This window comes from Chloroflexota bacterium (assembly GCA_016219275.1).
Lineage (GTDB): Bacteria > Chloroflexota > Anaerolineae > UBA4142 > UBA4142 > JACRBM01.
In genome coordinates this window covers 1-15,489 of the sequence record JACRBM010000074.1, presented here as the reverse complement: position 1 = coordinate 15,489, position 15,489 = coordinate 1, and the positions used below count along the sequence as shown (strand labels likewise).

At 54.9% G+C, this 15,489-nt stretch carries 17 protein-coding genes; 5 read left to right on the top strand and 12 right to left on the bottom strand.

Going from position 1 to position 15,489, the window contains the following annotated elements; translation table 11 throughout:
* Window positions 1-23: 23 nt before the first annotated feature.
* The 7 genes from HY868_21160 to HY868_21130 form a co-directional block, all read right to left on the bottom strand.
* Window positions 24-335, bottom strand: a complete 312-nt coding sequence (locus tag HY868_21160; GenBank protein MBI5304656.1) for a hypothetical protein — start codon at window positions 333-335, stop codon at window positions 24-26.
* 8 nt (window positions 336-343) lie between these two features.
* Complete coding sequence (locus HY868_21155) at window positions 344-1,135, bottom strand: glycosyltransferase family 2 protein (GenBank protein MBI5304655.1); 792 nt, start codon at window positions 1,133-1,135, stop codon at window positions 344-346.
* Entirely contained in the window at window positions 1,132-1,518 is a 387-nt protein-coding gene (locus HY868_21150; GenBank protein ID MBI5304654.1) for a HEPN domain-containing protein, read from the bottom strand. The genes HY868_21155 and HY868_21150 overlap by 4 nt, the downstream gene beginning before the upstream one ends.
* Window positions 1,502-1,927, bottom strand: a complete 426-nt coding sequence (locus tag HY868_21145; GenBank protein ID MBI5304653.1) for a nucleotidyltransferase domain-containing protein — start codon at window positions 1,925-1,927, stop codon at window positions 1,502-1,504. Before HY868_21145 ends, HY868_21150 begins: the two co-directional genes overlap by 17 nt.
* Before the next feature lie 68 nt (window positions 1,928-1,995).
* Window positions 1,996-2,940, bottom strand: a complete 945-nt coding sequence (locus tag HY868_21140; protein ID MBI5304652.1) for a glycosyltransferase family 2 protein — start codon at window positions 2,938-2,940, stop codon at window positions 1,996-1,998.
* Between the two features lie 17 nt (window positions 2,941-2,957).
* The gene (locus HY868_21135) at window positions 2,958-3,920 is read right to left on the bottom strand and encodes an ROK family protein (GenBank protein ID MBI5304651.1); all 963 of its coding nucleotides are present in this window, start codon (window positions 3,918-3,920) and stop codon (window positions 2,958-2,960) included.
* A gap of 26 nt (window positions 3,921-3,946) precedes the next feature.
* Window positions 3,947-4,456 (bottom strand): DUF2179 domain-containing protein, encoded by a 510-nt coding sequence (locus tag HY868_21130; GenBank protein MBI5304650.1) that lies wholly within the window; start codon window positions 4,454-4,456, stop codon window positions 3,947-3,949.
* Window positions 4,457-4,714: 258 nt separating this feature from the next.
* Between HY868_21130 and HY868_21125 the strand changes: the two genes are divergently transcribed.
* Genes HY868_21125 through mscL form a run of 3 tightly spaced genes read left to right on the top strand, consistent with a single transcriptional unit; the run spans window position 4,715 to window position 6,446 of the window.
* Window positions 4,715-5,641, top strand: coding sequence for a class I fructose-bisphosphate aldolase (locus HY868_21125; GenBank protein MBI5304649.1), 927 nt, complete (start codon window positions 4,715-4,717; stop codon window positions 5,639-5,641).
* Window positions 5,638-6,081 (top strand): VanZ family protein, encoded by a 444-nt coding sequence (locus tag HY868_21120; GenBank protein MBI5304648.1) that lies wholly within the window; start codon window positions 5,638-5,640, stop codon window positions 6,079-6,081. The genes HY868_21125 and HY868_21120 overlap by 4 nt, the downstream gene beginning before the upstream one ends.
* Window positions 6,054-6,446 carry a large conductance mechanosensitive channel protein MscL gene (mscL, locus tag HY868_21115; protein ID MBI5304647.1) on the top strand — a complete coding sequence of 131 codons (393 nt, stop codon included), beginning with the start codon at window positions 6,054-6,056 and terminating at the stop codon, window positions 6,444-6,446. The genes HY868_21120 and mscL overlap by 28 nt, the downstream gene beginning before the upstream one ends.
* Window positions 6,447-6,657: 211 nt before the next feature.
* Here the strand turns inward: mscL and HY868_21110 are convergent, their stop codons facing one another.
* Window positions 6,658-7,500, bottom strand: a complete 843-nt coding sequence (locus HY868_21110) for a CAP domain-containing protein (GenBank protein ID MBI5304646.1) — start codon at window positions 7,498-7,500, stop codon at window positions 6,658-6,660.
* 327 nt (window positions 7,501-7,827) lie between these two features.
* Here HY868_21110 and HY868_21105 point away from each other — a divergent pair, with 327 nt between their 5' ends.
* Both HY868_21105 and HY868_21100 read left to right on the top strand, forming a co-directional pair.
* Window positions 7,828-8,379: a sigma-70 family RNA polymerase sigma factor gene (locus tag HY868_21105; GenBank protein MBI5304645.1), complete on the top strand. Its 552-nt coding sequence runs from the start codon at window positions 7,828-7,830 to the stop codon at window positions 8,377-8,379.
* A gap of 51 nt (window positions 8,380-8,430) precedes the next feature.
* The gene (locus HY868_21100) at window positions 8,431-9,324 is read left to right on the top strand and encodes a hypothetical protein (protein MBI5304644.1); all 894 of its coding nucleotides are present in this window, start codon (window positions 8,431-8,433) and stop codon (window positions 9,322-9,324) included.
* Window positions 9,325-9,555: 231 nt separating this feature from the next.
* On the opposite strand, the gene hydA is transcribed toward HY868_21100, so the two are convergent.
* The 4 genes from hydA to HY868_21080 form a co-directional block, all read right to left on the bottom strand.
* Complete coding sequence (gene hydA / locus HY868_21095; GenBank protein MBI5304643.1) at window positions 9,556-10,962, bottom strand: dihydropyrimidinase; 1,407 nt, start codon at window positions 10,960-10,962, stop codon at window positions 9,556-9,558.
* Between the two features lie 67 nt (window positions 10,963-11,029).
* On the bottom strand, window positions 11,030-11,914 hold the full coding sequence (locus tag HY868_21090; GenBank protein MBI5304642.1) for a TIGR03619 family F420-dependent LLM class oxidoreductase: 885 nt from the start codon (window positions 11,912-11,914) through the stop codon (window positions 11,030-11,032).
* A gap of 90 nt (window positions 11,915-12,004) precedes the next feature.
* A complete protein-coding gene (locus HY868_21085; GenBank protein MBI5304641.1) occupies window positions 12,005-13,045 on the bottom strand; it encodes an NAD-binding protein in 1,041 nt (346 codons plus the stop codon).
* An 11-nt stretch (window positions 13,046-13,056) separates the two neighbouring features.
* Window positions 13,057-15,339: a hypothetical protein gene (locus HY868_21080; GenBank protein MBI5304640.1), complete on the bottom strand. Its 2,283-nt coding sequence runs from the start codon at window positions 15,337-15,339 to the stop codon at window positions 13,057-13,059.
* Between the last annotated feature and the right edge of the window lie 150 nt (window positions 15,340-15,489).

Sequence of the window (15,489 nt, the reverse complement as noted above, 5' to 3'; positions counted from 1 at the left end):
GTAACTACTCAGCCAACCCACATTTACGCCGATGAAAAAACAAATTTATCCGCGAATAACGCGAATTGCGCGAATAAGAAGAAAAAATTAGCGAAGATTCGCGTAATTCGCGGATAAAGGAACGATGGCTGAGTAGTTACGTTTTTTTCGCACCAGCGCCGGTATTCTTCCATCGTGTCGAACGAACGGTAGGACGCGTCATCCAGCACGGGCTTGTACGTGTGGATAAACGCGTAGCGCATTCGCAACGCGAGCGGACGACGCGCGGCGGCTTGAAATTCTTCCAGCCACTCGCGCGGAATATCCAAACCAGAATCTGTTTCCTCTTTGATCATGGTAGCACTCATGATCTTATTTTACCACCAAGCGATTGATTTTGCATCCCCCACAACATCTTTTGCCGGACGAACGCATAGTACGCCATCAACGCGCTGAGCAACAAGCCGTGTCCGCCATCGCGCCAACCTTGCAGAGAAATATAGCGGCGCAAAAATTCACGGATGGGCTGACCCAGGAATCCGCGTTTGCGCGCGCGTTTGCCTTCGGCGAACCAGACTTGGGCTTCGTAACGCGTGTACTGGATTTGCTTCCGGCGAAATTGCGCGAGTGTTTCGTAATTGTAATGAATGAGCGGCTCGTGCAAACAGCCGACCTCGCCGTCCCACAACACGAGTTCGTGCACTTGGCGCGCGGGGTCGAATCGCGCGAATCCCTTTCGCATCACGCGCGGCTGATAATCGGGCGACCAGCCGGTGTAACGAATCTCTTTGCCGAAGATGATGTTGCGCCTGGGTACCCAAAAACCGGTAATTGGTAATTGGTAATTGGTAATTGCGTCGCGGATTTCTTGTCCGAGCGCGCGCGTCGCGCGTTCGTCCGCGTCAATGAAGAAAATCCATTCGCCGCGCGCGAGTTCTATCGCATGGTTGCGTTGATTCGGAAAGTTGTCGAGTTTGCGTTGGATGACGCGCGCGCCGAGTTCGCGCGCGATATCCGGTACGCGATTTGTGCTATAGTCGTCCAGCACGAGGATTTCATCCGCGAACGCGCGCACCGATTCGATGCACGCGCGAATGTGTTTTTCTTCGTTGTGCGTAAGGATGAGGACGGAGAGGGATGCGGATGGCGTGGTCATTTCACGTTGAGAAATTTGCGCGCAAATTTGCGGACGGCGCGCGCGGTTTTCATCGCTTGCCGCGCATCTTCAACTGGTGGAATTCCTCGTGGGTACCGCGTCTTGATTGCATGGTTAGCCAACAGTTCCAATTGGTCGGTGTCTACCGGCACAATGACGCCAGCCGCTTCGCACAACACACTCAATTGCACAAGATCATGGGTTTTGGGGAAGAATTTGTTGTGAGCAACTAAAATTGCTTTCAGATATTTTTCGGCGCACTGTTGCAAATGGAAACACCCGCCATCGGTGATGGGTGGTTTTTCTCCTAGTGCCAAACGCGCCAACTTGAAATCGTTCTCGGCTTTGAATATCCAATCCAATGAATCACTCAGATCGTTCATACAAGACCTTCCCGCGCGAGGTGATTTCTTGAATAAAAAAATCACGATGCGTCAATGAGTGATGAATTTCCTTAGGTGTATGTACCAGCAGGTCTAACGGAAAGACACGGGGGCGCAACAATCGCGCGACAGCAAGAAACCGCTCAGTTCTTGGCGCGTCGCTCTCCATAATAACGAGCAAATCCACGTCGCTATCCGGCGTTGGATTACCGTAGGCGTACGAACCAAAGAGGATAATTTTTTGAGGGCGCAATTCGCGCACGATGCGACGGACGGCTTTGGGCAAGGTCTCGCTCACCGGCGCATCACTGCCAATTGGTATGATCGCAGGGATGGCGCGTTTGCGGTTGCGCGATTTGGGGCGTGTAGAGGGGTTGGGTTGTTTGAGCAAAGCAGTTGACCGAGACATTCCCGATACTCCTGATCTATCTGATACAAACGAACCGCCAATTATTGCGCGCATTATACGCCGAAAAACTATTGAAGGAAAACGCCTATTACTTGCTTGTACGCGTCAAGCCGTTTTTGTAATTCTTTTGCGGGGAGATTCTCCGCGCGCGCTTTGCGCGCTTGATTCCACAATCCCGCGCGCACGATCTGCCGCGCGACGAAACGAAACGCGCGCGAGTAGTGTTTCTCGAACAGTCGCTTGCGCGCGCGCCACAACTCGACGAACATCGCGTCGCGAAATTGGCGCGTGGATTGCGCTTCGTGATGCACGATCTCGGCTTGCGGCACGCACCAAATTTGCCAACCCGCGCGTTTGATGCGAATGCCCCAATCTACTTCTTCGCAATAGATGAAAAACTGGTCGTCGAGCCAGCCCACTTGCTCCGCCGCCTCGCGTCGGACGAGAAAATCTGCGCCGAGCGGATGGTCAATCTCGAATGGTTCTCCACGCGCATACCCTTCGCGCGGATAGCGACCGTTCAAGCGCGACTCGGTGAGCCGCCAGTTGAGCGGAAAGAAATCGAGGAAAAGTTGCGCGAGACCGGGAAACGCGAATGCAGAATGTTGAAGCGAGCCATCACCGTACAACAACTTGCCGCCGCACGCGCCGGCGCGCCGCGAAGCGCGCGCGTCCATAAATTCGACGAGTGTCGCGAGCGCGCCCGGGCGAACCTCCGTGTCCGGGTTGAGCATCATCACGTATCGCCCGCGCGTCTCGACGAACGCTTGATTGTTCGCCGCCGCAAAGCCGCGATTCTCTGTGTTCTCGATCAGTCGCACGCGTGGAAATTTCTCGCGCACCATCGCGGCACTGCCATCGCGCGAGGCATTGTCAACGACGAAAACCTCGGTGAACAGTTCACTGTTGACGGTTGACTGTTGACTGTTCACCGATTCCAGGCATTGCGCCAACAACTCGCGAACATTGTAACTGACCACGACAATCGAAAGATCAATCCCGCTATTCGCCATCTGCCATCCACCATTCGCTATTTGCTATCCGCCATTTGCCCATTCACCAACGCCGCTGCGCCGACCAAGCCCGCATCGTCGCCTAACTGCGCTGGGACGATGCGAACATCTCCGCGCATAGATTTCATCGTGTACTTGTCGAATGCCATGAGCATCGAATTGTAGAACAAATCCCAGGTGTTGATCGCGATGCCGCCGCCAAGCACGAACAGTTGCGTGTCGAAAGTATGGAGCAAGTTGACGAGACCCAGCCCGATGAAAAACCCGGCGCGCTCGAACATACGACACGATAATTTGTCGCCGCCGCGCGCGGCTTGCGCGACAGTGTTCGCCGTGATCTTGGTGTGATCGCGCTTGACCAGGTCGAGCAGATTCGATTCGCGTCCTTTGCGAATTTCGTCGAGCGCGCTCTTGGCGATGGCGGGACCGGACGCGAGCGCCTCGAGACAACCGATGTTGCCGCAATTGCACAACGGTCCGAACGCGTCGAGCGTTTGATGTCCGATTTCCCCGGCAAAGCCGCGCGCGCCGAGCAGTAATTGATTATCCACGATGATACCGCCGCCGATGCCGGTGCTGATCGTCACGTATATCATGTGCGCGACGCCGCGCCCGGCACCCAATTGATGCTCGCCGAGCGCGGCGAGGTTCGCATCGTTGCCGATGAACGTCGGCGCGCCGAACGCGTTTTCGAATCGCGTTTTGATCGGAAAACCGTCAATCCCTGGGATGTTGGGCGCTTGGAGAATGACGCCGCGCCGCGCGTCGAGCGGACCCGGCGCGCTGAGTCCGATGCCGCGGATTGACGCGCCACCGGTGAAATCGCGAATCGCGGCGACCATGCGCGTGAACACGGCTTCTGCACCTTCGGGCGCGCGCGTCTCGTGCGCGATTTGCTGGACGATGCGTCCATTGGATTCGCACAGCGCGAGGCGAAATTTAGTGCCGCCTAAATCTATCGCAACAATGTGATCGGTCATTGTATTTCTCGGCATCCTTCGGGTCTCTAGTGTCGAAAATATCCGCGTTGAACGAGCCGCGCTTCGTCCACGGTAATGAACGCGCTCGCGTCGACGCGATTCACGATCGCGCGAATGTCGCTCGCATTGCGCCGCGCGACAATACAATTGACGACCGTAATCGTGCCATCTTTGCCCTGCGCGCTAAACTCGGTAACCGCGTGTCCGGCGGCGCGCAAGGCGTCTGCAATCGCGTGACCGCTCGTCGGCGAATAGACGCGCAGCATCGCGTACCCAATCGCCATGCGCTCTTCCGCGTACATCCCGACGACGACACCTGCGCCAAAGCCGAGTGCGTAACCGATGACCGTGAATGGATTGAGCGGACCGCTCAACACCGCGCTGACCGCGAGGATGAACACGGTCGCTTGCGCCACGCCGATCACGCCCGCCAGCAACTTGCGTCCGCGCATCGTAAAGAGCAAGCGGAGCGTGTCGAGCGACATATCGGTGAGACGCATCGCAAACACAAACAAGCCAGCCAAGAGGGGGTCCATGATTCCGATTTCCTTTCGTTCGATACCTTCGCCAGCATCCAGGTTTCTCGCAGAAACCTGGATGCGATCTTCGCTTGCCGAGTGTGTTTGGCGAAGATGTTGTTTCGTTGCTATTCTATTCTGAAATCGGATTGTGGCAAATGAGTAAGGGCGCAGCATTTTTTTTAGTTCAGAAAATGCTGCGCCCCTACTTTTGACATTTCGGACGCTCTGCGTTATCTTTGCGGTGAAACTATTCCTAGAATTCAGGAGGATACGATGTCGGATCGAGTACGCGAAATTTTAAGTTGGTATCGGAGCGACAACCCGGGCACGCTGACGAATTTGGCGCGGGTGCTCAATCACGGACGTTTGGGCGGCACCGGCAAGTTGGTGATTTTGCCGGTGGACCAAGGATTCGAACACGGACCGGGACGCAGTTTTGCGATGAACCCGCCGGGTTATGACCCGCGCTATCATTTCGAAATGGCGATTGCCGCGGGCTGCAACGCGTATGCTGCGCCGCTCGGCTTTCTCGAAGCCGGCGCGGCGGACTATGCCGGTCAACTGCCGCTGATTTTGAAACTGAACAATCACGACGTTTTGCAAGACGAAAAAGATCCACTCGGCGCGGTGACCGCCGGCGTCGCCGATGCGTTGCGGCTGGGTTGTATCGGCATCGGGTACACGATTTATCCCGGCACGTTGGATCGGCGTTTGCAGTACGAGCAGTTGGCAGAACTGGCGCGCGCAGCGAAAGCGGTGGGTCTCGTCGTCGTCGTGTGGTCGTACCCGCGCGGCGGTGGCTTGAGCAAAGAGGGCGAGACCGCGCTCGACGTGACCGCGTATGCCGCGCAGATCGCGGCGCAAATCGGCGCGCACATCATCAAGGTGAAATTGCCGAGCGCGTACCTCGAACAGCCCGAAGCGAAAAAAGCATATGAGACGAACAACGTCCCGCGCGCGACGCACGCCGAGCGCGTGCGCCACATCATCCAAAGTGCGTTCGATGGTCGCCGCGTAGTGATTTTCTCCGGCGGCGCGAAGAAAGAGAACGACGACGCACTGCTCGACGAAATGCGCGCGATTCGCGACGGCGGCGGCTTTGGTTCGATCATGGGACGCAACGTGTTCCAACGCAAGAAAGCGGACGCGCTCGCGTTGCTCGACAAGGTGATGAAGATTTACAGCGGCGAGATGAAGTGACGCGTGCCTCTGCGCGTTCAGTCGTTGTGACTTTTGGGCGGACCTGGGGACCTGCGCTGGCATGGATGATCTTGATCTTTGTCTGGTCGGCGCAGACCCAGCCGCCGTTCGTGCCGGGCGGGGACGGCTGGGCGTACCTGTCGCGCAAGCTGGGGCATTTTACCGAGTTCGCGATTCTCGCGGCGTTGTTGCGCCGCGCGACGCGCCCGCGCGCGGGGTGGCTCGCGTTCGCACTCGCGTCGGTGTACGCGGCAAGCGACGAGTGGCATCAATCGTTCGTGCCGGGGCGCGATATGCTGTTTACGGACTGGGTGATTGATTCCGCCGGCGCGCTGGTCGCGCTCGCGGGCGCGCCCTGGCTGGAAAAAATCGTGCGACGTAATTTCCCATCCTATTTCTACAAGGAGGCGGCATGTTCGAGGAATTCAAAAAGTTCGTGATGCGCGGCAATGTCCTTGATCTGGCGGTCGGCGTTATCATCGGTGGCGCGTTCGGCAAAATCGTCGCGTCGTTGGTCGGGGATATTTTGATGCCGCTCATCGGTTTGCTCTTGGGCGGCGTGGACTTTAGCGGGTTGGCGATCATGGTTGGCAAAGCCGAAGTCAAGTACGGCGCGTTCATTCAAACGGTGATTGATTTTCTGATCATCGCGCTGGTGATCTTTTTGATTGTCCGAATGGCGAACGCGGTCACTACCAAACCCGAAGCGTCCAAAGCGCCGACGGACAAGGACTGTCCGTACTGCTTGTCCAAGGTTCCGCTCAAAGCGACCAAGTGTGCGTACTGTGCATCCGCGTTAAGTTGAAAAGAGAGACCTGTCCGGTTTTGCCAAACCGAACGGGTCTTTTTGTTCACGAATAATTGTCACACCGACCCAGGATTGAATCGCGCAAAGAAATGCGCCTCCGGAGAATTCGGTACTTTTGTCAGAATCCAGGTTTCTCGAAGAAACCTGGATTCTATCTCTGCTTGCCGATTGCATCCGGCGAACGTGTTTAGAATGCGGTGGCAGTTTTTTATTTGATGACAAGCGGTAACAATACGCGACTGGGTACGGGTGCAGAGTACGAGAGGTAAATCGTGTCGCTCGTCGCGACGGTTGTGCCGCCGCTGCGCACTTCGGCGTTGACGGTTCGCGTGCCGCCAATCGCGTTGAGCGTCCAGTTGAAACTCGCTTGGAACGGTTGCCACGCGCCCCAGGTTCCGTTATCGTTGCGAAGACGCATTTCTTGCCATGCGCCATAAATGTAAATCGAAACCTGGGTCGAGTTGGTCGTGCTTGCATCGCGATTGAGGATAAGCGGATAGATGCCGCTGCGCCGACCGAAATCTTGCGCCCAGTAGCGATAGTACGTGCCGCCGCCCTCGTAATAACCGATGCCGATTTCCCAGACACTTGTGCTGAGAATGTTGGCGCGATGACCGGCGCTGTTCATCCAGCCATAGGTCGGGTCGTACATTACAGCGTTCGGCGTCGCGTGTCCCGCCGCGATGTTTTCCGCCCACGCGTTCCAGCCCGGATAGTATCCCGAGATCCGCGTACTCGTGCCGCATACCTGAACGAGCGAGCCGCCCGATCGGTCGTACGAGTTGTGGTCGAAATAGTTGTCCTGACCCAAGTCGGTCGCGTGATAGCGCGCGGCGTTTTCGAGTTCGGTCGCGCGTTTGAGCGGCGGCGCGCCGACGTTCGCGCGTTCGGCATTGACAAGGTCGAGGACTTGCTGTTCGTAATTCGCGTTGAGGACTGGCGCATTCACGCCGCCGCATCCGCTGTATGCGCCAATACGCTCGGGTGTGCCGGATGCGACGAGGAAGGTTGCGAGCATGGACACGATTAAAACGTTTCGCCCCTTTTGCATGAGCGCATTGTATCCACATGCCGCGTGTGATGCAATGGCGTAGGAGTACCGGGGTGTGCGTCAAGTTTTTGGGTGGTGAAAAAACCTTGCGAAGGTTGAACGGCAATCCTATTCGATTTGTCGTCAAAACCTTCGCAAGGTTGAGTGGTCCAAAATTTTGACGGACACCCGGAGTACCGCACCGGCAACAACGTTTGCAACGTTGACACTTGCCATTGAGTCATTTATAATCCAAGTCACGCATGTGGCAACATCCACCGGAGATAACCAATTTGGTGAAAGCATTACACGTAGTTAGAATCTTCTCAGACGGTATGTGAACCCAAAATGCCGCGCAATGACACGGAACTGGTTCGCGATTGTTTGAAGGGAGACGAACGGGCTTGGCGCGAACTGATCGCCAAGTACAGTCGTCTTGTCTATTCTATTCCGTTTCGTTATGGGTTGTCCTCTACCGACGCCGATGATGTTTTTCAAACCACCTTTACGATTGCCTGCCGCGAACTGAGCCGGTTGCGCAATGAAGCGTCGCTTGCCGCGTGGCTCATCACCATCACGCGGCGCGAGTGTTTGCGCCTGATCCGCCTGCGGCACGCCGATAACGAACTGGGCGAAGACATCGAAGACGACCAAACATCCGCGCCGGAACAAATCGAGGTGTGGGAGCGGCAACACCTTGTACGTGCTGCGCTCGATCAGCTCGATGTGCGTTGCCGCGAATTATTGCTCGCTCTTTTTCTGGAATCGCCAACGTTGCGCTATGATCAAGTTGCCTCCAAGTTAGGCATTCCCTTGGGCAGTATCGGTCCCACGCGTGCGCGCTGTTTCAAGAAATTGCAGACGATTCTTGACGCGCTCGGTGTGGAGCGTTTTTTATGAGCAACGTATTTTTGTGCGCCTTTGGCAACTCTGTATGAATGAGCAGTGTGAATGTCACCCCATCCTATTTCCGGCGAACAATTGATTGCATTTGCCAATGCGGAATTGGGCAGTGATGCCGCCGTCAGCATCGCCGCGCATGTCGCCACATGTACGCGCTGTACAAAGTACGTTGCGACCTTTCGACTTGTCCGCATAACGCTACGCCAAGATGATACGCGTCTGCCGCCTCCGCCGGCGGTGCAAAACGCGCACGCGATTTTTGCGCGGACGCGCGCTAAATCCGCGCGCCCGCTGCTGAGTCTACGTCCGGTGCAGATTTTTGTTGCGATCCTGCTAGGGATTCTCGCGCTGTTAAGCGGCGCAGTCATTGGGATTGCGGCGCAAGACATACCGCCCCAGAGCGCGTTGTATCCCATCAAGAGCGCGGTCGAAGGAATCCAAGCCGGGCTTTCAAATACGTGGCGATCGCTTGGCGGATCGCGCGCGCCCACCCAACCCGCACCCAGTCCAACATCCTTCGACAGTGGTACGCCGACCATTCGGGCAACACAGACTCCTGTCAGCCCTACACTGAACAATCCAGGTCAAGCCAAGACTCCACCAGGTCAAATCAATACACCGCCGGGACAGGAGAAAACTCCGCCAGGTCAAATCCGCACGCCCCCAGGTCAAGCCCAAACACCGCCGGGTCAAGCCAAGACTCCGCCGGGGCAAGCTCAAACACCGCCGGGGCAAGCCAAGACTCCGCCAGGTCAAGTCAATACGCCGCCGGGTCAAATCAATACACCGCCGGGTCAAGCCAAGACTCCGCCAGGGCAAGTCAACACTCCGCCAGGGCAGAGCAACCCGCCCGGGCAAAGTAATCCGCCGGGACAGAGCAAGCCACCCGGTCAAAGTGATCCTCCAAAAACTGAGAAAGAACCACCCCCACAGAAAAAATGACACAGGGTTGGTTAAATCGCAACTGTTGTGGCGAGAAAACGTTTTAGTCCGCTTGACAAATGTTGCGCGGCACGATTCATAGATCGGGGTCAAGAATGTTACGCCGACTGCTATCGGGCATATCCTCATTGTAGCAGTCGGCGTGGCTGATAATCGTAAACGGATGTCGCGGTAAATGGACTCGGTGGTCGTGCGACCGATGTTAGCCGCGGCAAGAACCAAGTCCAGTCTTTACGGAATTGCGTACGTCCCACGCTTCAAGTACTCACCTTGCCCCGGCTTGCCCAGGAATTTATCATCCTCGAAAATCACGCGTCCGCGCGCCATCACGAGCGAAGGCGAACCGCTCACGGTGACGCCTTCGTACGGATTATAGTCCACGCGCATAAAGTGCGTCGCCGCGCGAATCGTGTACGCGCGTTGCGGGTCCCACAGCACCATGTCCGCGTCACTGCCGATGGCAATCGTCCCCTTGCGCGGGAACAAACCGAACAGTTTCGCCGCCGCCGTGCTCGTCACTTGCACGAACCGATTCATGCTCCAGCCGCGTTGCACGACGCCGCCTTGATAAACCAAGTGCATGCGATTCTCGACGCCTGGGACGCCATTTGGAATATTCCTGAAATTGTCCTTGCCCAGTTCCTTCTGCTTCGGCAAACCCTTGTATCCCGCGCGAAAACAAAACGGACAGTGATCCGTCGCGACCGCTTGCAAATCGTCCGTCGCGAGCGCGCGCCACAGTGGTTCCTGGTTCGCGCGTTCGCGGATCGGCGGCGAGCAAACGAATTTCGCGCCGTCGAAACTTCCGTCCGCATAATCCTCGTACGCGAGCCACAGATATTGCGGACACGTTTCGCCGTACACCGGCAGACCGCGATCACGCGCCGCGCGAATTTCCTCCATCGCGAAATGCGACGAGACGTGGACGATGTACACCGGCACACCCGCAAGTTCGGAGAGCAGAATGACGCGATGCGTCGCGTCGGCTTCGGTTTGGTGCGGACGCGAGAGCGGGTGATAGTTCGGCGTCGTCTTGTCCTCGGCGATCAGTTTTTGCACGAGGTAATCAATCACACTTCCATTTTCCGCGTGCATCATCACGAATCCGCCGTTTTCGCCGGCGCGCTGCATCGCTTTGAAAATCGTGCCATCATCGAGTTGCAAACGTTCGGGGTACGCGGTGAACATCTTGAACGACGTGACGCCTTCGCGCACGAGCGTGTCCATCTCCGGTAACAAATCGTCCGGCAAATTCGCGACGATCATGTGCATCCCGTAATCAATCACCGCCTTGCTTTGCGCTTTGGCGAGCCATTCGTCGAGCGCGGCGTGCATCGAGCCAGTGCGCGCTTGCGTCGCGAAATCAATGATCGTCGTCGTGCCGCCGTGCGCCGCGGCAATCGTGCCAGTCTCAAAATCGTCCGACGAGAAAACCGTGCCGACCGGCAAATCCATGTGCGTGTGGCAATCCACGCCGCCGGGAATGACGTACTTGCCGATCGCGTCAATCACGCGGTCAGTTTGCACATTCAGGTTCGCGCCGATTAGCGTGACCTTGTCGCCGTCAACAAAAATATCCGCGACGTAATCGTCCGTCGCGGTGATGATGCGTCCGTTGCGTATCAATGTTGTAGGCATTTCAACTCCAATAGAATTTTCAATTTTCGATTGGGAAAATCTTTAATCGAAAATCAAAGTTCGAAAATCAGTTGAACTCCGGCGCGATCTCGTGCATGAACCGTTCCATCTGCGCGAGTCCGACCGCGACATTGCTCATCGGGAAGAAGAGCGCGGCGTATTGCAGACCGGCTTGCGCGTACTCGCGCAGAATCGCGCGCACTTGGTTATCCGTGCCAGCAAGCCGTTGGCGTTTCGCGCCGCGATATTCATAGTACGGCGAGGCGTTCGGATTCAGGTCAATTGTCAGCCGCGCGGAAAATGTTTGCGTTCGCGCCGGTTTCGATGCGTTGATGTGTTGGATGCCGCGCGCGTAATCTGCCGGCAGTGCGCCGGTCGCGTGCCAGCCATCGCCGAGCGTCGCCGCGCGTTGCCACGCCGGTTCGCCGTTGCCGCCGATCCAAATCGGAATTTGTTTTTGTGCGGGGAGCGGCGCAAAGACCGCGCGATCGAGTTGCGTGTACTTGCCGTGAAAGGTCGCGTCCTCGCTCGACCACAGAGCGCGCAACAATTCAATCGCTTCATCCAAACGCTTGCCGCGATTTTTGAAATTCATTCCCAGGTTGCCGAACTCGGTCGCGTTCCAGCCGACGCCGACGCCAACGATCATCCGTCCGCCGGACGCCGCGTCAATCGTCGCGATCTGTTTCGCGGCGAGCACCGCGTTGCGTTGCGGCAACACGAGCACGGACGTGCCCAGTTTAACGCGCGTCGTCACCGCCGCGACCATCGCGAGCACGGTTAGCGATTCCATGATATTTCCGTACGGCTCAATATCCGTCTGTGGAACGATGACGTGATCCGTCGTCCAGACGGAATCGTATCCCAATTCCTCCGCGCGCAATGCCACGCGCTTGATGTCCTCAAATGTTTTGCCCTTGCCATAGTTTGGCAAGCCAACGCCGAATTGCATGGGTTCTCCTCAAGTGCGATAGTAAGATCGTGCGATAGTGCGATAGTGTGCCCAGTTTCCAACTATCACACTATCGCACTATCGCACTAACTACCGATTATCCTGTGCCAACCTGTTGATTTGCTCCGTCCCCGCGAGCACCGCGAGCACATCGTTCGCGTTAAGTTTCTTGTCGCCCGCCGGATGCAGATCGGAAACGCTGTCGTGACGCAACAGGACGACACTCACATCGTACTTTTGCTCGATTTCCCCCACTGACATTCCGACGAGTTTTGATTTCGCCGCGATGTTTAAGCGCGCGAGCGATAACGCTTTGCCTTCAATGGTGATCGGCTGCGAAATATCCATCCCTGCAGCGGCGGCGGCAAACACCGGCGCTGCCATGCCCGTCGCGGAGAGCGCGCTGAAACCGAATTGCTTTTGCAACGCTTGCGCGAAATCGTCGTCGAAAATACGCGTGATGACGCGAATGCTGGGATTCATCGAACGCGCCTTGACCGCCATGTGCAAATTGAGGTTATCATTTTGCGTGCACAGCACGAGCGTGTGCGCGTGCCGCACGCCTGCCGCGTCGAGCAATGCCTCGCGCGTGCCATCGCCTTGCAAAATCGGCACGTCGAGTCGGCGCAATTGATCCACCAAATCTTCGCGCGGCGTTTGTTCGATGACGACGACATCCTGATTCAGGTCGCGCAATTGCGTGACGACGCGAAAACCCAGGTGTCCCAAGCCGACGAGGATGATGTGATTGTTGAACGTCGAGGCGACTGCCATTTCCCACTCCCTGCCGCGCGCGCGGCGATTGAACAACGACACGCCAAACTCGGTGAGTCCCTGCGCGAGGATGATGATGCCTAACAAGGGCATGGCAAAGTAAAACAGTTCGAGGAACCACGCGCGCGGAAATTCGCGGCTGGCTTGCATAAACACCATCGTCAACGCGAGGTAGATCGCTTCGACGGGATTGCTCAACGCTTCGCCGGCTTGCTCCGCGAGGTTAAAGTAGAGGATGCCACCGCCGATGACCAACACGACAAACAAGAATAGCGGCGCACGAAAATCGCGCAAAAGCAAAAAGGTATCGCGCCACGCGGCGCGAAGATTACGAAGTATGGGAATGCGTGGTTTCATTTCACTGTCTTTTATGCAATTTTGAATAGCGATGCCTGGTCCTTACTCTTCTTTGCATGTTTTTGTCCGCCCCTTCGAACTCTGGCGAAAACACCAGGAGCAAGTTGCGTGTGGCGCGCCCAGTCAAGCATAATCTTGACATTCGTTTCGACTGTGGCGTCTTTCCAGTCGGCACCAAGTATATTTCGCAATTCTTCGGCAAGTTGTGCTAAAGGACGCCCAGTATCCTTGTATTTGTTTAGCATTTGAACAAAAGTGTCAAACGCATGCATTCGCAAGGCGCTCTCTGCAAAGAGCCCAGGGCGTTTCTCCGGTTCTGACACAAACTTTCGGAGCTTTTGCATAACTGTTATTGTAGACGTCTGACGCGATATAAAGCCAAGACTCTCAAGCATTGTCAAGGATTTAGCGATAGTGCTTGGTTTCATGCCTGCCCAATCCAGTCTACGATTCTCTTCGGCTGCATGTACAAGCTTGATTGCGACCTTTTCTATGGGACTGTACTGGACAAGTGGAACTGCTATTCCCGCGCGGCTACGCATGGTAAACATACGGCGGTGCTCCCGCACTTCTGTACCTGGTCTGTAACGAGCAAGTGTATTACTCTTGCTGTCGAAAATTGCCAGATCAGCAAAGTCCATCCAATCGGCAAAGATTCGCGCATATGATTGCCAGGTTTTGTCGTTAGCGGAAACATATGGACACCACTTCGCAAGTAAATCGGAGGCGGTGACTATGGTTAGGGTTCCTTCTTTTTCAAGTGTCTCCTTCAGTTGCCAAACTAAGCGATTACGCGGTAGCCTATCGCGTAGGTGTGCTCGTAATTGATCAAAATCTTTTGAATCCTTTGGCAATTGCACTTGGAGTTTGATTTTACCACCATCAATCTTGGCAAGACCAAGCAATTTCATTTCTTGTGCCAAGTTGTAGAATGATTGTTCCGTTAATCCTGCTCGTTTGAGAAAAACAGTTTTATCAGACTCGCCATGTGCTTCCACCAGCAGTTTTATGGCTTTTAGTACTCCCCCAGTTTGTGCCCGAAGCATATAGTTCTCTTGTATCGGTACGCGTCGCGTGTTGAGATAATCCCTGAAAATATCCCAATAGATGTCATACTTGTTGCCGATTCTGACAACAAGTCTCCTATGCACAAGAGACTGCACTATTTCAGGCTTGAATTCTTCACCCAATTCTGAAATACTTACTGGTGCAGATTTCGCGATCCGATGTAATGTGTCATCTTGTTCGGCTGATAATCCACGTAGATCTTCCTGAAACAATTCTTCGACGTTCAGTAAGCTATTCGCGATATCTGATTGAAGAACACCAGCTTCGCGCTGTGCCTTTACATGAGCACAAAGTTTCTTGAGTAACCATGGATATCCTTGTGAGAAGTCGGAGAGAAAGAATTCGAGATCTTTTCGCAATCGCGCATGCAATTCATTGCTCAATCGTCTTAGAAGGGCTTGTGTTTCCTTTTCAGAGAAAGTATCCAATGTTACGAGCTTGCTTGAGTCAGTTATTGCGCTGTGCAGTTCGTACGGAAACTCAAGAGGCAAACCAATTAAATCTGTTTTCCAAGAGAAACCAAAAACTATTCCGGATTGAGCGTCACTCACCTTCAGGAAAAGGTCTCTAATTCGCCTCAGCACATCTGGAAGGAAGAATACATTCTCAAACTGATCCAAAAAAATAACCATCACTTGGCCATGTAGCTCAAGTGCTTTGCCAACAGTTAAGAGGGCCGACACGGCACCTTCGAATCCTGTTATGGCCAGGGACACACTAATGTCCAATACTCCATTAAAATCTCCGAATTTCTTGATGGCATAATCCACAACACGGAGAATAAACTGGGATGAAGAAGCAGTACGAGAATCTACTGCAACCGCGAAGTGTCCTGCTTTTGTAAGTTGAGACACACTGGCAAGAATAGTTGAACTTTTTCCCCATCCTGAATTGGCCTCGAAAAGTATTCCCCGAGAGGAGGTTTCTTTGTTAATTACCTGACTTATAAATCCATCCAGTTCCGCCAAGACTGATTGTCTTCCAACAAAGTACTGGGGCGATGCAGGAAACTGGTATTCAAAGCAAGCAGAACTCCCCTTGACCTCAACTATTTCTTCAACATCTGATTTTGGGATCCGAGTCTGTGTAGCTACTTCCGCAATGATTCTGGAGAATTCTCCAATTTCAGGGTAAACTTGAATCAAAAAATCATAGCTTCCCGGATCCGCAATTGGGTGTCCTGCTGCATTAAAGACAGCAATACCAGTAGGAGTAGCTGCCCCCAATGGAATAACGGCAAAAGCGCAAAACTCGCTTTGTCATCCTGAGCGAAGCGAAGGATCGCTCAAGCAACTGGCGAGATTCTTCGTCGCTTGTTTGAATTCACTTGGTTGCGTGTTTTCAAGAGCCGCTCCTCAGAATGACAAAAAGTGAGT